18 protein-coding genes are annotated in these 19,863 nt (G+C 68.9%); 11 read left to right on the plus strand and 7 right to left on the minus strand.

Going from position 1 to position 19,863, the window contains the following annotated elements:
• Positions 1–51 precede the first annotated feature (51 nt).
• Positions 52–1,080 (minus strand): site-specific integrase, encoded by a 1,029-nt coding sequence (locus tag ACVFYP_RS22455; protein ID WP_499202443.1) that lies wholly within the window; start codon positions 1,078–1,080, stop codon positions 52–54.
• A gap of 211 nt (positions 1,081–1,291) precedes the next feature.
• On the opposite strand from ACVFYP_RS22455, the gene ACVFYP_RS22460 reads away from it, so the two are divergent.
• The 11 genes from ACVFYP_RS22460 to ACVFYP_RS22510 all read left to right on the plus strand — a co-directional run bounded on the left by ACVFYP_RS22460 (position 1,292) and on the right by ACVFYP_RS22510 (position 13,994).
• Positions 1,292–1,915, plus strand: a complete 624-nt coding sequence (locus ACVFYP_RS22460; RefSeq protein WP_499202444.1) for a ribonuclease D — start codon at positions 1,292–1,294, stop codon at positions 1,913–1,915.
• Between the two features lie 246 nt (positions 1,916–2,161).
• On the plus strand, positions 2,162–2,788 hold the full coding sequence (gene lptC / locus ACVFYP_RS22465; RefSeq protein WP_499202445.1) for an LPS export ABC transporter periplasmic protein LptC: 627 nt from the start codon (positions 2,162–2,164) through the stop codon (positions 2,786–2,788).
• Positions 2,785–3,783, plus strand: a complete 999-nt coding sequence (locus ACVFYP_RS22470; protein WP_499202446.1) for an LptA/OstA family protein — start codon at positions 2,785–2,787, stop codon at positions 3,781–3,783. The genes lptC and ACVFYP_RS22470 overlap by 4 nt, the downstream gene beginning before the upstream one ends.
• Positions 3,780–4,559, plus strand: coding sequence for an LPS export ABC transporter ATP-binding protein (lptB, locus tag ACVFYP_RS22475; protein WP_499202447.1), 780 nt, complete (start codon positions 3,780–3,782; stop codon positions 4,557–4,559). Before ACVFYP_RS22470 ends, lptB begins: the two co-directional genes overlap by 4 nt.
• Before the next feature lie 50 nt (positions 4,560–4,609).
• On the plus strand, positions 4,610–6,094 hold the full coding sequence (gene rpoN, locus ACVFYP_RS22480; RefSeq protein WP_499202448.1) for an RNA polymerase factor sigma-54: 1,485 nt from the start codon (positions 4,610–4,612) through the stop codon (positions 6,092–6,094).
• 72 nt (positions 6,095–6,166) lie between these two features.
• Complete coding sequence (hpf, locus tag ACVFYP_RS22485; protein ID WP_499202449.1) at positions 6,167–6,769, plus strand: ribosome hibernation-promoting factor, HPF/YfiA family; 603 nt, start codon at positions 6,167–6,169, stop codon at positions 6,767–6,769.
• A 207-nt stretch (positions 6,770–6,976) separates the two neighbouring features.
• Positions 6,977–8,788, plus strand: coding sequence for an ABC-F family ATP-binding cassette domain-containing protein (locus tag ACVFYP_RS22490; RefSeq protein WP_499202450.1), 1,812 nt, complete (start codon positions 6,977–6,979; stop codon positions 8,786–8,788).
• Positions 8,785–9,999: a M24 family metallopeptidase gene (locus ACVFYP_RS22495; protein WP_499202451.1), complete on the plus strand. Its 1,215-nt coding sequence runs from the start codon at positions 8,785–8,787 to the stop codon at positions 9,997–9,999. Before ACVFYP_RS22490 ends, ACVFYP_RS22495 begins: the two co-directional genes overlap by 4 nt.
• 5 nt (positions 10,000–10,004) lie before the next feature.
• A complete protein-coding gene (locus ACVFYP_RS22500) occupies positions 10,005–10,661 on the plus strand; it encodes a glutathione S-transferase family protein (protein ID WP_499202452.1) in 657 nt (218 codons plus the stop codon).
• Positions 10,662–10,802: 141 nt separating this feature from the next.
• Positions 10,803–12,746 carry a BCCT family transporter gene (locus ACVFYP_RS22505; RefSeq protein WP_499202453.1) on the plus strand — a complete coding sequence of 648 codons (1,944 nt, stop codon included), beginning with the start codon at positions 10,803–10,805 and terminating at the stop codon, positions 12,744–12,746.
• Between the two features lie 15 nt (positions 12,747–12,761).
• On the plus strand, positions 12,762–13,994 hold the full coding sequence (locus tag ACVFYP_RS22510; RefSeq protein WP_499202454.1) for an MFS transporter: 1,233 nt from the start codon (positions 12,762–12,764) through the stop codon (positions 13,992–13,994).
• Here the strand turns inward: ACVFYP_RS22510 and ACVFYP_RS22515 are convergent, their stop codons facing one another.
• From ACVFYP_RS22515 to ACVFYP_RS22540, 6 genes are all read right to left on the minus strand, one after another.
• A complete protein-coding gene (locus tag ACVFYP_RS22515; protein ID WP_499202455.1) occupies positions 13,995–14,981 on the minus strand; it encodes a Bug family tripartite tricarboxylate transporter substrate binding protein in 987 nt (328 codons plus the stop codon). It lies immediately after the preceding gene.
• Between the two features lie 33 nt (positions 14,982–15,014).
• Entirely contained in the window at positions 15,015–16,202 is a 1,188-nt protein-coding gene (locus ACVFYP_RS22520) for a hypothetical protein (protein ID WP_499202456.1), read from the minus strand.
• 124 nt (positions 16,203–16,326) lie between these two features.
• Positions 16,327–16,815, minus strand: coding sequence for a GAF domain-containing protein (locus ACVFYP_RS22525; RefSeq protein ID WP_499202457.1), 489 nt, complete (start codon positions 16,813–16,815; stop codon positions 16,327–16,329).
• Positions 16,812–17,714, minus strand: coding sequence for a branched-chain amino acid ABC transporter permease (locus ACVFYP_RS22530; RefSeq protein WP_499202458.1), 903 nt, complete (start codon positions 17,712–17,714; stop codon positions 16,812–16,814). The genes ACVFYP_RS22525 and ACVFYP_RS22530 overlap by 4 nt, the downstream gene beginning before the upstream one ends.
• Positions 17,714–18,583 (minus strand): branched-chain amino acid ABC transporter permease, encoded by an 870-nt coding sequence (locus ACVFYP_RS22535; protein ID WP_499202459.1) that lies wholly within the window; start codon positions 18,581–18,583, stop codon positions 17,714–17,716. Before ACVFYP_RS22535 ends, ACVFYP_RS22530 begins: the two co-directional genes overlap by 1 nt.
• Before the next feature lie 46 nt (positions 18,584–18,629).
• Complete coding sequence (locus ACVFYP_RS22540) at positions 18,630–19,835, minus strand: ABC transporter substrate-binding protein (protein WP_499202460.1); 1,206 nt, start codon at positions 19,833–19,835, stop codon at positions 18,630–18,632.
• Positions 19,836–19,863: the final 28 nt, after the last annotated feature.

Below are 19,863 nucleotides of genomic sequence, written 5' to 3' on the forward strand. Positions count from 1 at the left end.
GTGTCCTGTTAAGCGTTTGGGACGCCTCGACGCCAAGTCGCGACTGACAGCCTACCCCAGCTTCTTCGCCAACTCCGTGACCTCGGGTGCGAAGTAATCCATGAGCTGCCGGTGGTCGCGGTGCCCGGTGATCTTGGCCAGGTCCATCGAATTACCGACCTTCGGCGCAATTCGCGTGGTCGCCTCCCGCCGCGAATCGTGGAAATGCAGGTTCACAAGCCCTGCGGCCTTCGCTGCCCGCCGGAACAGCGTGTCGCAGGTCCCTGGCGAGATTGGCACGATCGGCGCCTCTGCCGCCCCTTCGCCCACCATCACGAGCAACTCCCTCGCTCGCCTGGACAGCGGCACGTCCCGCCCGCGGCCGGTCTTGGTTTGGCCCAGAACGCCCACCTCGCTCCCGTCCAGCAGCACCACGTAGGACGCTTCCAGGCGCACCCGACTGCGCGTGAGCCCCATCACCTCGCCGCGGCGCATGGCAGTCTCGATCGCCAAGGCGTGGCACCAGGCGACCCACTGCGAGGCCGTAGCGGGCGGCGTGACGCCGTCCCAGCCCAGCTTCAACCTCACCGCCTCCGCCTCGGAATCAGAGGTGCGCCGCTTGCGCGCCGGCGGGTTCTTCGGCCGAGAGGTCAGATGCACGGGATTCGCTTGCAGGCCAATCCGCCAGTCCTTGATTGCCGTAGTGAACACGCCCGATATGAGGTTCAGTTCGCGATTCACGCTGGACGGCGCCACCTCCTTCAAACGCGCGTCGCGCCATTCGGCCACGGCCTCCGGGCCGAAATCGCGGAGCGCCACCGCGAAAACAGGATCCCGGACAAGGCGCGCAAGCCGGATCACCTCCCATCGCTCACCCCGCTTCTTCACGCTCACCTCATCGGCATAGCGCCGGAACAGGTCCGCTACGGTGACAAAGACAGCCTGGCCATTCTTGATCTTTGCGCCGGTCAGGATTCTGGCCTCTTGCGTTGCAGCCCAGGTGCGCGCCTCTTCGCGGGTGTCGAACGTGGCGCTGACAGCGTGCCCGCGAAGTCGGACCTGCACCCGCCACGTTTCACCACGCTGCTGATAGGTTGCCATTCTTCACGATGATCCGTTACGTAGGCCCGGAGAATGGCACACGATTGGGGCAATGACACCTAAAACGGCATCATTTCCCATCGCTGTGCGTATCTTGGCGTCACCAATTTTCAATAGGTTAGGCATAAGTGACTGAGAAAAGATGCCTTTCCTGGGCACCACCAAGCGGGATCATCATGGCGTGGGTTCCACCCTTTTCACCCGGGACGCCATGATCCGCCTCCATAAGCATGATCTTCCCGACGGTCTCGACTTTGGCGCCTCCGTCGCCATCGACACCGAGACCATGGGGCTCGACCCGCGGCGTGACCGGCTGTGCCTCGTGCAGCTTTCCGCCGGCGACGGCACGGCCCATTGCGTGCAGATCCTGCCGGAGCGTCTTGGCGGCCGTGGCGCGGATTGCCCGAACCTGAAGCGACTGCTGGCCGATCCGGCGGTGCTGAAGATCTTCCACTTCGCCCGCTTCGATGTCGCCGCGCTGTACAATGCGCTGGGCGTGGTCGTGGCGCCGGTGGTCTGCACCAAGATCGCCTCCAAGCTGGTCCGCACCTATACCGACCGCCATGGGCTGAAGGACCTCTGCCGCGACCTGCTGGGCGTCGATCTGTCGAAGCAGCAGCAGTCCAGCGACTGGGGCGCGCCGGAGCTCACGCCGGAACAGCTGACCTATGCGGCCTCCGACGTGCTGCATCTGCATGCCCTCTGGGCGCGGCTGAAGGCCGTGCTGCTGCGGGAAGGCCGGCTGGACATTGCCGAGGCCTGCTACCACTTCCTGCCCATGCGCGGTCGGCTGGACCTGCTGGGCTATGAGGACCCGGACATTTTCGCGCATTGATCCTTGGCCAACCGCGATCCACCGGATTGCGGCGTGGTGAAGGGAAGTTGATCCGCGCGTGACTCAGCGGGTGCCTTGCCGCCCCAACTGTGGCACGGTTCTTGTCCGTAGGGCTGCGCCATTGCCATTCGCGCGTTGACCCTTCCCCCCGCGAGGCCCATAGAAAACACCGTGAGACTGCCTCCGCCCCTGACCCTTCGGCCCAGTGCTCCCCCTGGCGCCAACGCCCGCACGCCGTCCCGGCGCATGCTGGCGCCATCCCGGGAACGCCAGGCGCCCAATGCCGGGCAGTTGGCGCGGCGGCGAATCCTGGTTTCCGTGGCGAAGCGGGTGCTGCCGCTGGCGGCCGTCTGCCTGTTGGCAGCCGTCGCCCTGTGGCCGGAGCTGGACAGCGCTGCGGATCGTGGCCGTGTCGCCTTCCGCCGGGTGCTCCAGGCGGCGCCGGACGCGCTGCGCATCGTCGATCCGCGCTACCAGGGGGTGGATGAGCAGAACCGCCCCTATACCGTGACCGCCAGCGTCGCCACCCAGGGCGGCAATGAGGATGTGGTGGCACTCGACGCCCCGCGCGCCGATCTCCTGATGGGCGATGGCGCCTGGGTCTACCTGGAGTCGCGGGAGGGGCGCTTCAACCGCCCGGTCAACCGGCTGGACCTCGCCGGCCAGGTGACGGTGCATCATGACGATGGCACGCAATTCGTGACCGAGACGGCGGAGGTCGACCTGAAGGCCGGCGCCGCCGCCGGCGACAGCCCGGTGGCCGCCCAGGGGCCCTTCGGCAACCTGACCGCCGAGGGTTTCCGGCTGTTTGACCGGGGCCAGGTGGTGATTTTCACCGGCCGCGCCCGCGCGGTGCTTGAGGGGGGACAATGAGGCGCATCCTGCCGCCACTGGCCGCACTTTTGGTCCTCGCCGCTCCGGCCTGGGCGCAGAATCTCGACCTGAACCAGGGCGGGCCGGTCGAGATCACGGCCAATGACGGCATCGAATGGCGGCAGCAGGATCAGGCGATCGTGGCGCGCGGCGCCGCTCGCGCGGTGCGCGATGGCGTGACGGTGGATGCCGACCGGCTGATCGCCCGCTACCGCCCGCGCGGCGGCCCCCAGGCCACGCCGGCCCCGGCCCAGCCGGGCGACAGCCCGATGTCCGGCGGCGAGATCTGGCGGCTGGAGGCGGAGGGCAGCGTCCGCGTCACCTCCCCCACCGAAAGGGCGGAAGGCGAGCGCGCGGTCTATGACATGGACCAGGCGGTGATGGTGCTGTCCGGCCGTGGCCTGTCCCTGACCACGCCCGACCAGCGCATCACCGCGCGCGACAGCCTGGAATACTGGCCGCAGCGGCGCATGGCTGTGGCCCGCGGCGGTGCGGTCGTGGTCAGCACGGATGAACGCCGCATCGCCGCCGATACGCTCGTCGCCTATTTCCTGGATGCCCCCGGCGAGGGTGCGCCCGCGCCGGCCGCCGCCGCGCCAAGGCCCGCCGCGCCCCCCGTCGCCGGCCTGCCGGCGGCTGGGGAGAACAGCAGGATCGACCGCGTGGAAGCCTATGGCAGCGTCGAGATCCGCACGGCGGAGGAGGTGGTGCGCGGCGAGCGCGGGGTCTACAGCCCGCAGACCGGACTGGCGCGGCTGGTCGGCGGCGTGCGTATCACCCGTGGGGAGAACCAGTTGAACGGCCAGGAAGCCATCGTGAACCTGCGCACCGGCGTATCCCGCCTGATCTCGGCGCCGGGCACCCGCGTGCAGGGTCTTATCATCCCCGGCCAGCAACAGCCGAACCAGGCGACGGTGCCGCCGGCGCAGCGCCCGGCGCCGCGCACCCCTGCCCCACCGCCGCCGCGCCGTCCCAGCCCGGCACCGGCACCATGAGCGGTACCGAACGGCCCGGGGAGCCGCGCCCCGCTGTGCGGCTGGCAACGCAGAATGCGGGCCTGGTCGCGACCGGCCTTGGCAAGCGCTACAAGAAGCGGCCTGTGGTGCGGAACGTCTCGCTGACTTTGCGGCGGGGAGAGGCGGTGGGCCTGCTCGGGCCGAACGGCGCCGGCAAGACCACCACCTTCTATATGATCACCGGCCTGGTGCAGCCCGATGAGGGCACGGTCACCATGGATGGTCATGATGTCACCTTCCTGCCCATGTACCGCCGCGCCCGCCTCGGCCTCGGCTATCTGCCGCAGGAAGCCTCGATTTTCCGGGGCCTGTCCGTCGAGGACAATATCCGCGCGGCGCTGGAGGTGGTGGAGCCGGTGCGCGACCGGAGGGAGCAGATGCTGGACAGCCTGCTGGCGGAATTCGGCATCGCCCATCTGCGCCGCGCCCCGGCCCTGGCCCTGTCGGGCGGTGAGCGCCGGCGCTGCGAGATCGCCCGCGCTTTGGCGACGCAGCCCAGCTACATCCTGCTGGACGAGCCCCTGGCCGGTATCGATCCCATCGCCGTCGGCGAAATCCGTGATCTCGTCAAACATCTCAAGGATCGCGGCCTCGGCGTGCTGATCACCGACCACAATGTGCGGGAGACGCTGGAGATCATCGATCGCGCCTATATCCTGCATGACGGCCAGGTGCTGATGGAGGGTAACCCCCGCGACATCGTCGCGCATGAGGGTGTGCGGCGTGTCTATCTCGGCGAAAGGTTTTCGCTCTAGGCTCGCGGCATGGACAGGGCCGCGCACATCCGGGTTGGGAACTGAGGGTCGTGGCACTCGGGCCGCGCCTCGACCTGCGTCAGTCCCAGTCCCTGGTGATGACGCCGCAGTTGCGGCAGGCCATCAAGCTTTTGCAATCGAGCAATGTGGAAGTCTGCGCCTTCGTCGAGGAGGAATTGGAACGCAACCCGCTGCTGGAACGGGATGAGCGGCCGGAATTGCCGCTGACCGCGGAGGACCGCCCTGCCCCGGCCAGCGAACACCTTGACTCCCACGCCGCCGCCACCTCCGGCGAGATGCCGACGGAAGCCTCCGCGCCGCTCGATGCCGATTGGGGCAATGTCTATGACAGCGACGGCAGCGGCGGCGGCCCCGCCGGCGCAGGTGGGCGCGGCGGACGCGCCGATTTCGACGACAGCCTGTCGGATATCGAGGACCTGGCCGATGGCCGGAAGTCGCTGCGCGAGCATCTGGGCGAGCAGGTCCGCCTGACCTTCGCCGATGCGCGGGACCGGCTGATCGCGGCGCAGATGCTGGCGCTGGTCGACCCGGCGGGGCGGATGACCATCACCGACCTGCAGATCGCCAATGCCATGGGCTGCCCGGAGGCCCAGGTGGCTGGGGTGCGCCGGCTGCTGCAACGGCTGGACCCGGTCGGCATGTTCTGCCGCGACCTGCGCGAATGCCTGGCGGTGCAGCTGGCGGACCGCAACCGGCTGGACCCCTGCATGGAACGGCTGCTGGACAATCTGGACATGCTGGCGCGGCGCGACCTGCGCGGCTTGATGAAGGTCTGCGAGGTCGATTCGGAAGACCTCGCCGACATGATCGCGGAGCTGAAGCGCCTGGACCCCAAGCCCGGCGCCAGCTTCGACGCGCCGCCGGCCATGGTGGTGGTGCCGGATGTGCTGATGAAGCGCCTGCCGGATGGCGGCTGGGCGGTGGAGCTGAACCCCGAAACCCTGCCCCGCGTGCTGGTCAATCGCGGCTTTCACGCCCGCGCGCTGGTGGGTGTGAAGACCCGGGACGACAAGGCCTTCATCGCCGACCGGCTGCAATCGGCCACCTGGCTGGTGAAATCCCTGGAACAGCGGGCCAATACCATCCTGAAGGTCGCGGCCGAGATTGTCCGCCGGCAGGACGCCTTCTTCCGCCTCGGCGTCGCGCATCTTCGGCCGCTGATCCTGCGGGACGTGGCGGAATATGTCGCCATGCACGAAAGCACTGTCAGCCGCGTCACCGCCAACAAATACATCGCGACGCCGCGCGGCACTTTCGAGCTTAAGTATTTCTTCACCACTGCCATCGCCGGGACCTTGGGCGGCGAAAGCCATTCGGCCGAGGCGGTGCGTTTCCGCATCCGGGAGATGATCGGCGCCGAGAGCAGCGAAGATGTGCTGTCCGATGATGCGATCGTCGAGCGTTTGCGCAAGGAGGGAGTGGACATCGCCCGCCGAACAGTGGCCAAATACCGCGAGGCGCTGCGCATTCCATCGTCCGTGCAGCGCAAGCGGGAGAAGGCCGTCCCGGCCTGATCCGCGGCGCGGTTCACGCCGCTTTTCCCCGGGCGCGGCCTTCCCCATAGGTGAGGAAGGAGCGAAGCTCACATGCATATCACTGTGGCTGGCAAGCAGGTCGAAACGGGCGAAGCATTAAAAACGCATGTCCGCGACGGGCTGACCGTTATATCCCGCAAGTATTTCGACCATGCCGTCGAAGCAAACGTCACCTTCAGCCGGGACGCCAAGGGCCACGCCTTCCTATGTGACATCAACCTCAAGGCCGGGCGGAACCTGTTCCTGCGCGGTGAGGGAGAGGGCGCCGATGCGCATCGCGCCTTCACGGTGGCGGCGGAACATGTCGCCAAGCGGCTGCGCCGCTACCGCCGCCGCATGAACGACCACGCCCGCAGCCTGGCCGCCGAACGCGCCCCGGAACAGGTGGAAATGGCCCGCCAGGTGGTGCTGCGGCAGGAGGAGGACATCGAGGAAACGCCCGATCCGGCGCTGGAGGAGGCCGGCGACAACCCCGCGGTGGTCGCCGAGACCCCGGCCGAGATCCACCGCCTGACGGTGGGGGAGGCGGTGATGCGCATGGATCTGGCGCATGTCCCGGTGCTGATGTTCCGCAACCGGGCGACCAACGGCTTAAACGTGGTCTATCGCCGCGGCGACGGCCATATCGGCTGGATCGATCCCAAGACCGCGTAGCAGGCGAAAGCCCTCTCCCCCACTTCTTATGGGGGAGAGGGTTGGGTGAGGGGGGACGCGCAAGATGGTGAGGGCGTTCAGCGTCCCGCGAGCCTCCCCTCACCCTGCCTCTCCCCCCGTCGGGGGGGAGAGGAGTTCTTTCGGCCGTCCCTCCCCCATCCGCGATGCGCGCTTGACGGGCGCGGCGCATGCCCGCAATCCCCCGGCATGGCCCTGCCCCCCCTTCTGCATCTCCGCGACATCCGTCTTCGCCTCGGCTCCACCCAGTTGCTGGACGGGGCGGAAATCGCCGTCTCGGCGGGGGACCGGCTGGCGCTGGTCGGGCGCAATGGCTCGGGCAAATCCACCCTGCTGAAGATCGCCGCCGGCATCATCGATTCCGATGCAGGATCCGTCTTCATCCAGCCGGGTGCGACCATCCGCTACCTGCCGCAGGAGCCGGACCTGGCCGGCTTCGCCACCACCGGCGCCTATGTCGCCGCCGGCCTCGGCCCGGGCGACGATCCGCACCGGGCGCGGGTGCTTCTCGAGGGCCTCGGGCTGACCGGGGAGGAACACCCGGCCAACCTGTCAGGCGGCGAGGCGCGGCGCGCGGCGCTGGCGCGCGTGCTGGCTCCGGAGCCCGATATTCTTCTGCTGGACGAGCCGACCAATCACCTCGACCTGCCGGCGATCGAATGGCTGGAACAGGCGCTCGGCCCGCTGCGCAGCGCGCTGGTACTGATCAGCCATGACCGTCGCTTCCTGGAACGCCTGTCCAAATCCATGGTCTGGCTCGACCGCGGCACCACCCGCCGCCTCGACCAGGGTTTTGCGCATTTCGAAGCCTGGCGGGACCAGGTTCTCGAGGAGGAGGAGACGCAGGCCCATAAACTGGCCCGCAAGATCGTGCGGGAGGAGCATTGGCTGCGCTACGGCGTCACCGCGCGGCGCAAGCGCAATGTGAAGCGCCTCGCCGGGCTCCAGGACCTGCGCAAGCGGCACCGGGAGCGGGTGACGGCGCCGGGCACGGTGCGGATGGCAGCGAGCGAGGGCGATGCCTCCGGTAGCCTGGTGGTGGCGCTGGAAGGCGTGACCAAGGCCTATGGCGACGCGCCGCCCGTGGTGCGCGACTTCTCCACGCGGATTATGCGCGGTGACCGGGTCGGCATCGTCGGTCCCAATGGCGCGGGCAAGACCACGCTGCTGAACCTGCTGACCGGCGCGCTGAAGCCGGATGAGGGGCGCGTGCGGCTGGGCGCGAGCCTGGAGATGGTGACGATGGACCAGACGCGGGACAGTCTGGACCCCGCGACCTCCCTGCAATCGGCGCTCACCGGCGGGTCCGGCGACGTGGTGCGGATCGGCGGCGAGGTGAAGCACGTCATCGGCTATATGAAGGACTTCTTGTTCCTGCCGGAGCAGGCGCGGACGCCGGTTTCGGCGCTCTCGGGTGGCGAGCGGGGGCGGCTGATGCTGGCGCGCGCCTTGGCCACGCCGTCCAACCTGTTGGTGCTGGACGAGCCGACCAACGACCTGGACCTGGAAACGCTCGACCTGTTGCAGGAATTGCTGGCCGAGTATTCGGGCACCGTCATCGTCGTCAGCCATGACCGTGACTTCCTCGACCGCGTCGCCACCAATGTGATCGTCAGCGAGGGCAACGGCCACTGGCAGGACTATGCCGGCGGCTATTCCGACATGGTGGCTCAGCGCGGTCGCGGCGTGCAGGCCAAGGCGCGCGCCGCGGCGGCGGAAGCGGCCGAGCGCGGTACGTCGGAAGCTCCGCGGGTCGCAGCCAAGGCCAAGATGTCCTTCAAGGACAAGCACGCGCTGGAATCCCTGCCGCTGCGCATCGCCCAGTTGGAACGGGAAATCGGCGTTCTGCAAAAGGCGCTGGCCGACCCGGCGCTCTACACCAACGACCCGCCCGGCTTCGCCGCCCGCAGCAATCTTCTGGCGAAAAAGCAGGCGGAACGCGACGCGGCCGAGGAAGACTGGCTGCGGCTCGAATTGCTGCGCGAGGAGATCGAGGGATGACCATCGGCGTCGGCGGGTCCGACTTCGCCACCGAACTGGCCCGTATCACCAACCAGCGCGATGTCGTGCCGCCGATCGGCGCGGAGGCCCATGCGCAGCGCGTCGCCGCGGCGCAGGCGCGCATGGCGGAGCTCGGCATCGATGCGCTCTGGCTGGACGGCACCACCAATCTCGCCTGGCTGACCGGGCTGAAGCATGGCCAGTCCGAACGCCCGGTCGGCGCCGTGCTGCCGGTGCGCGGCCCCCTCACCTATCTCTGCCCGGAATTCGAGGTGGAGAAGCTGAAGACCATGCTGGCTTTGCCCGGCGAGGTGCGTGGCTGGGAGGAAGATGAGGACCCCTACGCCCTGTTCAGCGACATCCTGCGCGCCGGCAACATCGCCGGCGGCACCGTGGCGCTGGATGACATGGCGCGGGTCTTCGTGGCGGAGGGGCTGCGCGCCGCGCTGCCGAACCACCGCTTCATCGCCAGCGGCGCCGTCACCAGCCATCTGCGCCAGCGCAAGTCGGACCATGAGGTGGCGCTGCTGCGCCAGGCCATGGGCATGACGCTGGAGATCCAGGCCGCCGCCGCCCGCGCGCTGCGCCCGGGCGTGACCACGACGGAGGTCGGCGAATTCCTCGCCGCCGCGCATCGCAAGGCCGGCTTCGACGGTGGCCCGTCCTTCTCCATCGTGCTGTTCGGGGAGGCCACGGCCTATCCGCATGGGGTGCCCTATCCGCAGACGCTGCGGGAGGGCGATGTGGTGCTGATAGATGTGGGGGCGCCGCTGCATGGCTATGTCTCCGACATCACCCGCAGCTATGTGTTCGGCACGCCGACGCAGCGCCAGCGCGATATCTGGAACCTGGACCATGCGGCCCAGGCGGCCGGCATCGCCGTGGCGAAGCCGGGCATCACCGGCGGGGCGATCGACGATGCGGTGCGTGGTGTTGTGGTGGCCGCCGGCTTCGGCCCCGGCCACAAGACCCCCGGCCTGCCGCATCGCGCGGGGCATGGCATCGGCATGGATGTGCATGAGGCGCCCTATTTCGTGAAGGGCGGCAAGGAAATCCTGGCGCCGGGCGTCACTGGCAGCATCGAACCCACCATCGCCATCTACGGCGAATTTGGCATCCGGCTGGAAGACCATATCGTTATCACCGAGACTGGCGCCGCCTGGCTGACGCCGCCGGCGAAATCCGTCGATGATCCTTTTGGGCAGGATTGAATGCGATGCTGACGATCTATGGCTGCCTGCGCTCCCGCGCCTCGCGCAATGTCTGGCTGGCGCATGAGGCCGGGCTGGAATTCCGGCAGGTGCCGGTGATCCAGGCCTACCGCCTGCCCGACCCGGATGCGGCGGATGCGCCGATGCACACGCGCAGCCCCGAATTCCTGGCGGTGAACCCGAACGGGCATATCCCCTCGCTGGTGGATGGCGACCTCGTGTTGCACGAGAGTCTGGCCATCAACCTGTATCTCGCGCGCAAGTATGCCGGCGCACTCGGCCCGGCCGATGCGGCGGAAGACGGGTTGATGGGCATGTGGTCGCTCTGGGCGGCAACGGAGGTCGAGCCGCACAGCATCGAGATCCTCTACAACCGCATCGGCAAGCCGCCGGCGGAGCGCGATGCGGCCAAGGCCGATGCGGCGGTGGCCGCCCTGCGCGCGCCGGTCGCGGTGCTGGACAAGGCGCTGGCCGCCACCGGCTTCCTGGTCGGTGGCCGCTTCACCGTGGCCGATATCAATGTGGCGGAGGTGATGCGCTACGCCCTGCCGGCGCCGGAACTGTTCACCGAGGCGCCGCATCTGCGGGCCTGGATCGCCGCCTGCCACGCCCGCCCGGCCTACCAGCGGATGATGGCGGAGCGGGAGAAGGAAGCCGCGTAACCGCTTAATCCCGCCAGACGGGTTACAGAAAGGCAACCTTGCTGGTTGCGCCGCGTTCCTGCCGCGAACCGGGATGGTTCTATCCCGATCACGGTAGGAACACAGGCATGCAGAGCACCACCTTCCGAAGCCCGGCGCGGCATGGCTGAGCCCGCGCCCTCCCCCGGCATCTGCTGGCCCGTCTTTCTCTCGGCCGGCGGCGTTCTCCTGGCCTTGGTCATCTTTGCCGGCGTCTGGCCGGACCAGGCCAGCACCGCCTTCACCGCCGCCCAGGCCTGGGTGATCGAGAGCTTTGGCTGGTTCTACATGTTGGCGGTCGCCATCTTCGTGGTCGCCGCCATCGTGCTGGCCTTCGGGCGGCACGGCGCAGTCCGGCTCGGCGCGGATGACGAGACGCCGGAATTCGGCAATGCCTCCTGGTTCGCCATGCTGTTCAGCGCGGGCATGGGCATCGGCCTGATGTTCTTCGGCGTGGCCGAGCCGGTGATGCACTACGCCACCCCGCCCCCCGGCACCGCCGGCGCCCCCCAAAGCTTTGGCGCGGCGCGGGAGGCGATGGTCTCCACCTTCTTCCACTGGGGCCTGCATGCCTGGGCGGTCTACGCCATGGTGGGGCTGGTGCTGGCCTATTTCGGCTTTCGGCGCGGCCTGCCACTGACGCTGCGCTCCGCGCTGTATCCCTTGATCGGCGAGCGCTTCCGCGGCTGGCCGGGCCATGCGGTGGACAGTTTTGCCGTCATTGGCACCATGCTCGGCGTCGCAACCTCGCTTGGCTATGGCGCGGCGCAGGCCAATGCCGGCCTCGCGCATCTGACGGGAATGCCGACCGGGCCCTGGGTGCAGGTGGCGCTGATCGTGGGGATCATCGGCATCGCGCTCGGCTCCGTCGTGATGGGGCTGGATGCGGGCATCCGGCGGCTGTCGATCCTCAACCTCGGCCTGGCGCTCGGGCTGATGGTCTTCGTGCTGGCGACGGGGCCGACGCTGTTCCTGGTGCAGGCCTATGTGCAGAACACCGGCGCCTACCTGGCCGATATCGTCGGCCGCACCTTCCGGCTGCATGCCTATGAGCCCAGCGGCTGGCTGGGCGGCTGGACCTTGCTCTACTGGGCCTGGTGGATCGCCTGGTCGCCCTTCGTCGGCATGTTCATCGCGCGCATCAGCCGCGGCCGGACCATCAAGGAATTCGTGCTCGGCGTGCTGGTAGCCCCCGCCGGCTTCACCTTCGCCTGGATGACCATCTTCGGAAACACCGCCATCCAGATGGACATGGCGCAGGGCGGCTGGCTGTCCGCGGCGGTGGGGGAGGATGTGACCACCGCGCTGTTCCGCTTCCTGGATGCGCTGCCGCTGTCCACCATCTCCGCCTCGGTGGCGACGCTGCTGATCGTGACCTTCTTCGTCACCTCCGCCGACAGCGCCGCGCTGGTGGTCGACACCATCGCCTCCGGCGGGTCGGAGGAGAATCCGGTGTGGCAGCGCATCTTCTGGTGCGTGGCGATCGGCGCGCTGGCGGCAGTGCTGCTGCTGGCGGGCGGGCTATCGGCCCTGCAGACGGCGTCGCTGATTGGCGCCCTGCCCTTCACCGCGATCATGCTGGTCGCGACCTGGGGCCTGTTCCGCGCCCTGGCGGAGGAGGAAGGCGCCCGGGCCGGCGTGGTGCCCGCCCGGGCGCCCGCGGCGGCGAATGGCTGGCAGCAGCGGCTGGGGGCTGCGCTGCACCGGCCGAGCCGGGTCACGGCGGAACGGCACCTCGGTGCCGCCATCCGCCCGGCGCTGGAGGCGGTCGCGGAGGAGATCCGCAAGCGTGGTGGCCAGGCGGAGCTCCTGGCCGGGGAAGGCAATGCCGCACTCGCGGCAGACCTGCCGGGTGGCGCGCGCTTCACCTATGCCGTGCAGCTGCGCCCGATGAAGGAGGCCGCCTTCGCGCTGGCCGGGTCGCAGCCGACGGAGGCCAGCCGGCACCGCTGGTGGCGGTCGGAGGTCTCGGGCGCCGGCTACGACGTCTTCGGCTGGACGCGGGACGACATCATCGGCGATGTCATGGCCGTGCTCGACCGCGCCTTGGCCCGCGCGCGGGGCTGAGGCGGCGTGTCGAAGGTGCTGCTTTCCGCTAGCGCGCTGTTCGCCGGCGTCGCGCTGCTGCTGACGGGGCACGGGCTGCTGACCCTGCTGCTGCCGCTGCGGGGCGCGGTGGAGGGGTTCGGGCCACTCGCCATCGGACTGCTCGGCTCGGCCTACTTCGCCGGCTTCGTCGCGGGTTGCCTGCATGGGCCGCATCTGGTGGGGCGCGCCGGGCATATCCGCGCCTTCGCCGCGGTGGTCTGCGGCGTCTCGGCCGTTGCCTTCGCCTATCCGCTGCTGGTGGGCGAGGTGGCCTGGGCGCTTATGCGCTTCGGCTTCGGCTATGGGCTCGCGGTGTTCTACCTGGTGGTGGAATCCTGGCTGAACGACCGCGCGACCAACACCACGCGCGGGCTGCTGCTCGGCACCTATGTGATGATCAACCATGCCGCCATCGCGGCCGGGCAGATGCTGCTGCTGGCCTATCCGGTGGCAGGGTTCGAACTGTTTGCGGTGGCGGGCATCCTGATCAGCCTCGCCGCAATTCCGGTGGCGCTCAGCCGGGCGCCGCAGCCGGCGCCGGTCACCGATGTGCGCTTCCGGCCGGGCCGGCTGTGGCGGGCGTCGCCGGTCGGGCTGGTCGGCAGCCTGATGGTGGGGCTGGCGAATGGCGCCTTCTGGGGGCTGGGCGCGGTGGCGGCCACCGGCTTCGGGCTGGATGCGAAGGGCGCGGCCCTGTTCATGACGGCCGCCGTGCTGGCGGGTGCGGTGACGCAGATGCCGATCGGGCGGCTGTCGGACCGGATGGACCGGCGCTTCGTGCTGGCGGGGCTGCTGCTGGCCTCGATCTGCGTCGGGCTGGCACTGGGGCTGCTGGGCGCGCAGGGCATCTGGCTGCTGGTGCTGGCGGCCTGCTTCGGTGGGCTGGCCCTGCCCTGCTATTCCATCGCTGCGGCACATGCCTATGACCATGCGGACCCGGCCGATTACGTTGGCACAGCATCTTCCCTGCTGCTGGTGAACGGGCTGGGCTCGATCGCCGGGCCGATCGGGGCGGCGCTGCTGATGCGCTCCGTCCCGGGCGGTGGGCTGTTCCTGTTCATCGCGCTGACCCAGGCCGGGCTGCTCGCCTTCGTGCTGTGGCGCCTGCGGCAGCGCGCCGCGCCGGCGCCGGAATCGCGCGAAAACTTCGACATGGCCGCCACCTCCTCCGCCATGGCCGGGGCCGTCATCACGCCGGGAGGGGCGGAGGAGCTGCCGAAGGGCTGATCAGCCGAGCTGCGCGCCGGAGGCCCGCACCGCCGCCCCCCAGCGCTGCCGTTCCGTCGCGATGAAGGCGGCGAAGGCGTCGGGGTTCATCGCCGGTGCCGGCTCCGCTCCCCGGGCGCGCAGCGCGGCCACCACGGACTCCTCCCGCAGGCCGGCGGTGAAGGCTGCGTTCAGCCGCTCGATCACCGGCTGGGGCGTGCCGGCCGGCGCGAAGATGCCGTCCCAGGCGCTGACCTCGAAGCCCGGCAGGACGGAGGCGACGGTGGGCAGGTTGGGATGCGTCGGCAGGGGCGCGGCGGAGGTGACGGCCAGCGTGCGCACCGCGTCGTTCTGCATGGCGGCGAAGGCGGCCGGGATCAGCTCGATCGCCAGCTCGATGCGCCCCGCGGCGAGGTCCGTCATCGCCGCCGCATTGCCGCGATAGGGCACGTGCAGGATGTCCACCCCCGCGGCCATGCGGAACATCTCCGCCGCGATATGCCCGGTGGTGCCATTGCCAGCGGAGCCATAGCTGGCCTTGCCGGGATTGGCCTTCAGCCAGGCGATGAGTTGCGGCAGCGTCTCCACCGGCAGGTCGCGCTTGACCAGCACCACCAGCACGATGCGCGACAGCGGCGCGATGGGGACGAAATCCTCATGCGGGCGGAAGCTGAGGCGGGGGTACAGCGCCTCATTGATCGCATGGGTGCCGTTGGTGCCGTAGAACAGCGTGTAGCCATCCGGGGCCGCGCGGGCCGCGGCCTCCGCGCCCACATTGCCGCCGGCGCCGGGCCGGTTCTCCACCACGAAGCTCTGGCCGAGCCGGGCCTGGGCCGGGGCGGTGGCGAGGCGCGACAGCGTGTCGCCACCGCCACCCGCCAGGAAGGGCACCACCAGCCGGATCGGCCGGTCCGGATAGGTCTGGGCCTGTGCACCCCCGGCCGCCAGCACCGCGCCTGCCGCCAGCAGGCCCCGCCGCGTCACGCGCGGCTGAATATCACCCAGCATGACTCATCCCCCCTTCTTGATTGAGACCCGGCGTCAGACCGGCCAGGCTTCCAGCAGATCCACCGGGTCGCCATAGGTCTCGGCGAGGGCGCGCACCTTCGGATCGCGCAGCGACAGCAGGTAGCCATCCTCCACCAGCGGGCGGTTCCCCGCCGTCACCGTGGCGTCGTAGAGCACCAGATCCATGTGGATATGCGGCTCCTCCCAATTCGGCATCACGCGGCGGAGGTATTCGGAGGGTTTCGGCGCGTTGATGCCGACATGCAGGCTGCCCGGTGAATTCGGGCCGGCCGGGTAGATGTCGAAGCGCGGCGCCTTTGGATTGTGGCCGCAGCCCAGCTCCTCCAGCGTGCCGCCGATCAGGTAGTCGCGCATCACTTCCGCGGCGAAACCCTCGCCATGGACGGCGTGGACCAGATCGTCCTTGAACTCGACGCCAACCGGACTTTCGAAGGGCTTGTCGAAGCCGACCGCCCAATTCGCCCAGACGGTGCCGGTGACGCCCACCTTGTCCTCGGGCTTGAGGCCGACCATCGAATATTCGAACAGGTTCGGCCCATGCGTCGGCAGGTAGTGCACGTAGCAGCCTGGCTCATCGGCGATATTGTGGCCGCGCCAGCGGTTGTGCTTCCGCAGATGCTGCAGCATCGCGTCCGTGTAGGGGATGCGCAGGTCGGTGCCGCGTGGGTCGGACAGGCGCAGGGTGAAGTCGCCCTGTTCCGGAAACAGCCTTCCGGTGGCGCGGATGATCTCGCCCAGCAGGTCCAGCGGGAACTGCGCCTGCGGCGTGTGCAGCAGGTCAAGGTCGCGGAAGAAGGTGATCTTCACCCAGCGCTGCCCCTGGTTGCGGCGCAGCCCAATGCAATAGGGATCGAGCACGGAGGCGAACCAGGTGGAGACGACGAAGGTGGCGCGGGAGAGCATGGCCTTCGCCTCCTCCGGCACCGTCACGTAGCGGGTGCTCTCCCCCATATAGCTGGCGAAAGTCGCGCCGCGCCCGCGTGCGAGGCCCTGCACCGCCTGGATCACGCGCGGGTCCAGCAGCGGGTCGGTCAGCATCACCACGTGGTCGCCGGGGCGGATCGCCATCACCCGGCAGAAATTGTCGACGCCGCGCATATAGGCGCCGAGATCGGCCGTGGGATGCTGCACCGGGCGTGGCAGGCCGCGTCGCGTCGGCGCGGCCAGGATGTCTTCGATGCGCGTCGGGAAGCGCGACATGGGTGTTTCCTCCGCCGGGTCGTTCAGACCCTTACATACCTAAGTATTGCGGAGGTACGGCGCCGCCGTCCAGCCCCCCCTTTGGAAGGTGGACGGCAGGGCGGAGGCGGCGGGGCTAACCCTGCTAGCCGATCACCTTCAGCACGCCCGGCACCGCCAGCGCCGCGAATTGCTGGGCGGTCGGCACATCGCCTTCGTTGTACCAGCCGGCCTCGTGCAGCAGGTTGATGGTGGCGATGGTGCGGCCATCCCAGCGCACCGGCACGTTCAGCACGCTCTCGCAGCCCAGGCTGCGGATCAGCTCGTGGTCGTAGAACACATCTGTGATGTCGGCGTAGTTGTAGCCGATATAGGGCACGCCCTCGTTCAGCACCTTGGCGAACCAGGGGGTCGGGTTGATCGGCTTGCGGCCGCCCACCGGGTATTCCTTCGGCATGTTGGAATAGTAGCGCTGGCTTTCATTCGCGCCCGGATGGATCACCAGGATGGTGAACAGCTTGTGGCCAATCGCCTGGCCCATGGCGGCATCGAGGGCGGCGAACAGCTCATCAGGCTGGCCGGGCTGGATCATGGCGCTGACGACAGAGGAAAAATCGGGCGTGGGGCGGGTCATGGGAAGGCCTTGGTACGGGTTTTCTCAGGAATCAGGCCCTGCGGCCGGAAGCGCAGCAGCAGGATGAGGCTCAAAGCGATGGCGCCCTCACGCAAAGCCGCCTTCTGCACCGGGCTGACGCCGGGGATGATGGCGGAGAGGAAGCGCGTGCTCTCCAGCAGCGCGATGACGAACAGCGCGCCGATGATGGCGCCCCGCATGGCGCCGACGCCGCCGGCGGTCAGCGCCAGCACGATGTAGATAGTCAGCAGCGGGGCGAAGCCATCCGGCGCGATATAGGCGTTGTAATGCGCATAGAGCGCCCCCGCCCCGCCCAGCACCGCGGCACCGATGGTGAAGGCGCGGACCTTGAACCAGAGCACCGGCTTGCCGGCGACGGCGGTGACATCCTCATCCTCCCGGATCGCGCGCAGCACGCGACCGAAGGGGGAATGCGACAGGCGCGCCAGCAGCACGAAGACCACGGCGACGGCGGTCCAGACGATGCCGAGATAGATCAGGTTGAATTCGGGCGGCGAGACGGCGCCGCGCCAGGGCCCGGGAATGCCCGAAATGCCGTCCGTGCCATTGGTCAGCCAGATCTCGTTGGAGGCGGTCAGGCGGATGACTTCCGCAAAACCCAGCGTGACGATGGCGAGATAGTCGCCGCGCAGCCGCGCCACGATCAGCGCCATGATGGCGCCGGCCGCGGCCGCCACCACCGCGCCCGCCGCCCAGCCGAGAGGCATCGGCCAGAAGAACTTTGTCGTCAGCAGCGCGGAGGCATAGGCGCCGAGGGCGAAGAAGCCGACCAGGCCGAGATTGACCATGCCGGTCAGTCCCCAGATCACGTTCAGCCCCAGCGCCATCAGCGCATAGAAGCCGGCGAAGACCAGCATGGCGATCAGATAGGCGTCCATCAGTTGCGCCCTCCCAGAATCCCCTGCGGCCGGAACATCAGCACCAGCAGGATGGCGAGGAAGGCGGTGACGGTGCGGTAGGCCGGCGAGAGCACCAGCCCGGCCATCTCCTCGCCGACGCCGACCACCATCGCGCCCAGCGCGGCGCCGGGGATCGAGCCCAGCCCGCCGACCACGGCGGCCGCGAAGACCGACAGCACGACGCGGAAACCGGTGAGCGGATCGATGGAGGTATCGATGCCCACCAGCATGCCGCCGCAACCCGCCAGCCCGCCGCCGATGAAGACTGCAACTCGGGCAATGCGGTTGGGATCGACGCCCTTGATATCGGCCAGCACGGGATTGTCCGCCACCGCCCGCATCGCGCGCCCCAGTCGCGAGAAGCCCAATAGAAGAAAGAGGCCGCCGGCCGCGACGATGGCATAGCCGGTGTTCTGCAATTGCTGCGGGTTGATGCGGATACCGTCGAAACGCCAGTCGCGCAGGATAGGCAGGTCATAGCCCCGCAGCTCATTCCCGAAGCTGAACCGCAGAACATTCTCCAGCAGGATGGTCATGGCGACGGAGGCGATGGCGACCGTCAGCGGCCCCGCCGGTCGCAGCGGCCGGAAGGCCAGTTCCTCCGCCGTCAGGGAGACCAGCCCCGCCACCAGGAAGGCCAGCGGCAGCGCCAACCCCACCGGCCAGCCATAGATCGCATTCGCCACCCAGCCCGCGAAGGCGCCGGCCGTCGCAAAACCGGCGATGGCGAAGTTCGGGTAGCGCAGCACCGCGAAGATGCAGTTGAAGCCGATGGCGGGCAGCATCAACACGCTGCCCGCCATCACGCCATTCAGCAGGACCTGCGCCAGGTCCCTCCAATCTTCCATCAATTCACGCCTTCATGCGCGCGGGACAGGGCCCGCGCTGCGGATATCAGACGAGTTCGAGCACCTTGTACGCGCCGCCCTCGGCCACCTCGTAGCGGAACTTCGTGCCGCGGATATCGCCGCGCTCATCGAATTCACAGGGGCCGGAGGCGCCCTCGAAATTCACGGCGCGGCCGGCCGCGATCAGCCGCAGCCCATCCGTGACATTGTCCACCTTCTCGCCATCCCCCTGGCAGATCTTGCGGACATTGTCGCGGATGACGGTGCCCGTGGCGTCGCCGCCTTGCGCCGCGGCCAGGATCGCCATGGTGGCGTGGTCATGCACCTGCGCCGAGTAGGGGTCGACCTCCGTGCTGCCGAAGGCGGCCTTCAGGCGGGTGAAGGCGGGGCTGTTCAGGTCCGGGCTCGGCTGGAAGGTGGTCAGGCCGTTGGTCACCTCGTTCGGCAGCGTGCCGAAGACGCTGGCCGGCGCGGCATAGGCGAAGGTGAAGCGGCGGCCGTCGAAGCCGGCGCGGAACAGCTCGCGCAGCAGGATGGTCACATCCGGCAGATAGCCGTTCAGCATCACGGTGTCGGAGCGGGACCGCATGATCTGGTCGACCTCCGAGCGGAAGGCGGTCTTGTCGCGCTCATAGACCACGTAGCCGGAAACGGCGCCGCCGCCCGCGCGCATCACCTCCGTCATCGTGTCCTGGCTGGATTGCGCGAAGGGCGATTGCGCCGCCATGTGGAAGACGCGCTTCGCACCCTTGCCAAGCAGCCACTTGGTCGCCGTCTCGATCTGCAGGCGCGAATTGGGCTGGGTGCGGAAGATATAGCCCTGGTGCGGCAGCAGGGTGATCGAATCGGCGCCAGAGACGGTGAACAGCGGCACCCGGTTCTCCCAGCACAGCGGCGCGACCGCCGTGGTGACGGAGGAGGCCCAGGTGCCCATCAGCGCCTGCACGCGGTCCACGTCGATCAGCTTACGCGCGCCGCGCACGCCGGCATCGGGGTTGGTCTGGTCATCCTCGAAGGCGAGCCGCACCTGGCGGCCCTTGATGCCGCCGGCGCTGTTCGCGGCTTCCACCACGCCCTGCATGGCGCGCAACATCGCCGGGCCATAGGGGCCGCCGGCGCCCGTCAACGGCGGCAGTGCGCCGAAGACCACGGGCGTGGTTTGGGAGAAGGCGCGCCCGCCAATGGCAAAGGTGGAGACGGCGGCGGCCGCTCCGAGCAGGGCGCCGCGGCGCCCGAGTGTCGTCTGCATCATCCGTCAGCTTCCCTTCTGTTCTTGGTGA

It is taken from the genome of Roseomonas sp. F4, assembly GCF_053891155.1.

Excerpts from the sequence above, each read along its gene's own strand:
- ACVFYP_RS22495 (WP_499202451.1), top strand. The coding sequence starts at position 8,785 with ATGACCATCGGCGTCGGCGGGTCCGACTTCGCCACCGAACTGGCCCGT.
- ACVFYP_RS22535 (WP_499202459.1), bottom strand. The coding sequence starts at position 18,583 with ATGGAAGATTGGAGGGACCTGGCGCAGGTCCTGCTGAATGGCGTGATG.
- ACVFYP_RS22515 (WP_499202455.1), bottom strand. The coding sequence starts at position 14,981 with ATGCTGGGTGATATTCAGCCGCGCGTGACGCGGCGGGGCCTGCTGGCG.
- lptB (WP_499202447.1), top strand. The coding sequence starts at position 3,780 with ATGAGCGGTACCGAACGGCCCGGGGAGCCGCGCCCCGCTGTGCGGCTG.
- ACVFYP_RS22500 (WP_499202452.1), top strand. The coding sequence starts at position 10,005 with ATGCTGACGATCTATGGCTGCCTGCGCTCCCGCGCCTCGCGCAATGTC.
- ACVFYP_RS22490 (WP_499202450.1), top strand. The coding sequence starts at position 6,977 with ATGGCCCTGCCCCCCCTTCTGCATCTCCGCGACATCCGTCTTCGCCTC.
- ACVFYP_RS22525 (WP_499202457.1), bottom strand. The coding sequence starts at position 16,815 with ATGACCCGCCCCACGCCCGATTTTTCCTCTGTCGTCAGCGCCATGATC.
- ACVFYP_RS22505 (WP_499202453.1), top strand. The coding sequence starts at position 10,803 with ATGGCTGAGCCCGCGCCCTCCCCCGGCATCTGCTGGCCCGTCTTTCTC.
- ACVFYP_RS22530 (WP_499202458.1), bottom strand. The coding sequence starts at position 17,714 with ATGGACGCCTATCTGATCGCCATGCTGGTCTTCGCCGGCTTCTATGCG.
- hpf (WP_499202449.1), top strand. The coding sequence starts at position 6,167 with ATGCATATCACTGTGGCTGGCAAGCAGGTCGAAACGGGCGAAGCATTA.
- lptC (WP_499202445.1), top strand. The coding sequence starts at position 2,162 with ATGCTGGCGCCATCCCGGGAACGCCAGGCGCCCAATGCCGGGCAGTTG.
- ACVFYP_RS22470 (WP_499202446.1), top strand. The coding sequence starts at position 2,785 with ATGAGGCGCATCCTGCCGCCACTGGCCGCACTTTTGGTCCTCGCCGCT.
- ACVFYP_RS22460 (WP_499202444.1), top strand. The coding sequence starts at position 1,292 with ATGATCCGCCTCCATAAGCATGATCTTCCCGACGGTCTCGACTTTGGC.
- ACVFYP_RS22520 (WP_499202456.1), bottom strand. The coding sequence starts at position 16,202 with ATGTCGCGCTTCCCGACGCGCATCGAAGACATCCTGGCCGCGCCGACG.
- ACVFYP_RS22540 (WP_499202460.1), bottom strand. The coding sequence starts at position 19,835 with ATGATGCAGACGACACTCGGGCGCCGCGGCGCCCTGCTCGGAGCGGCC.
- ACVFYP_RS22455 (WP_499202443.1), bottom strand. The coding sequence starts at position 1,080 with ATGGCAACCTATCAGCAGCGTGGTGAAACGTGGCGGGTGCAGGTCCGA.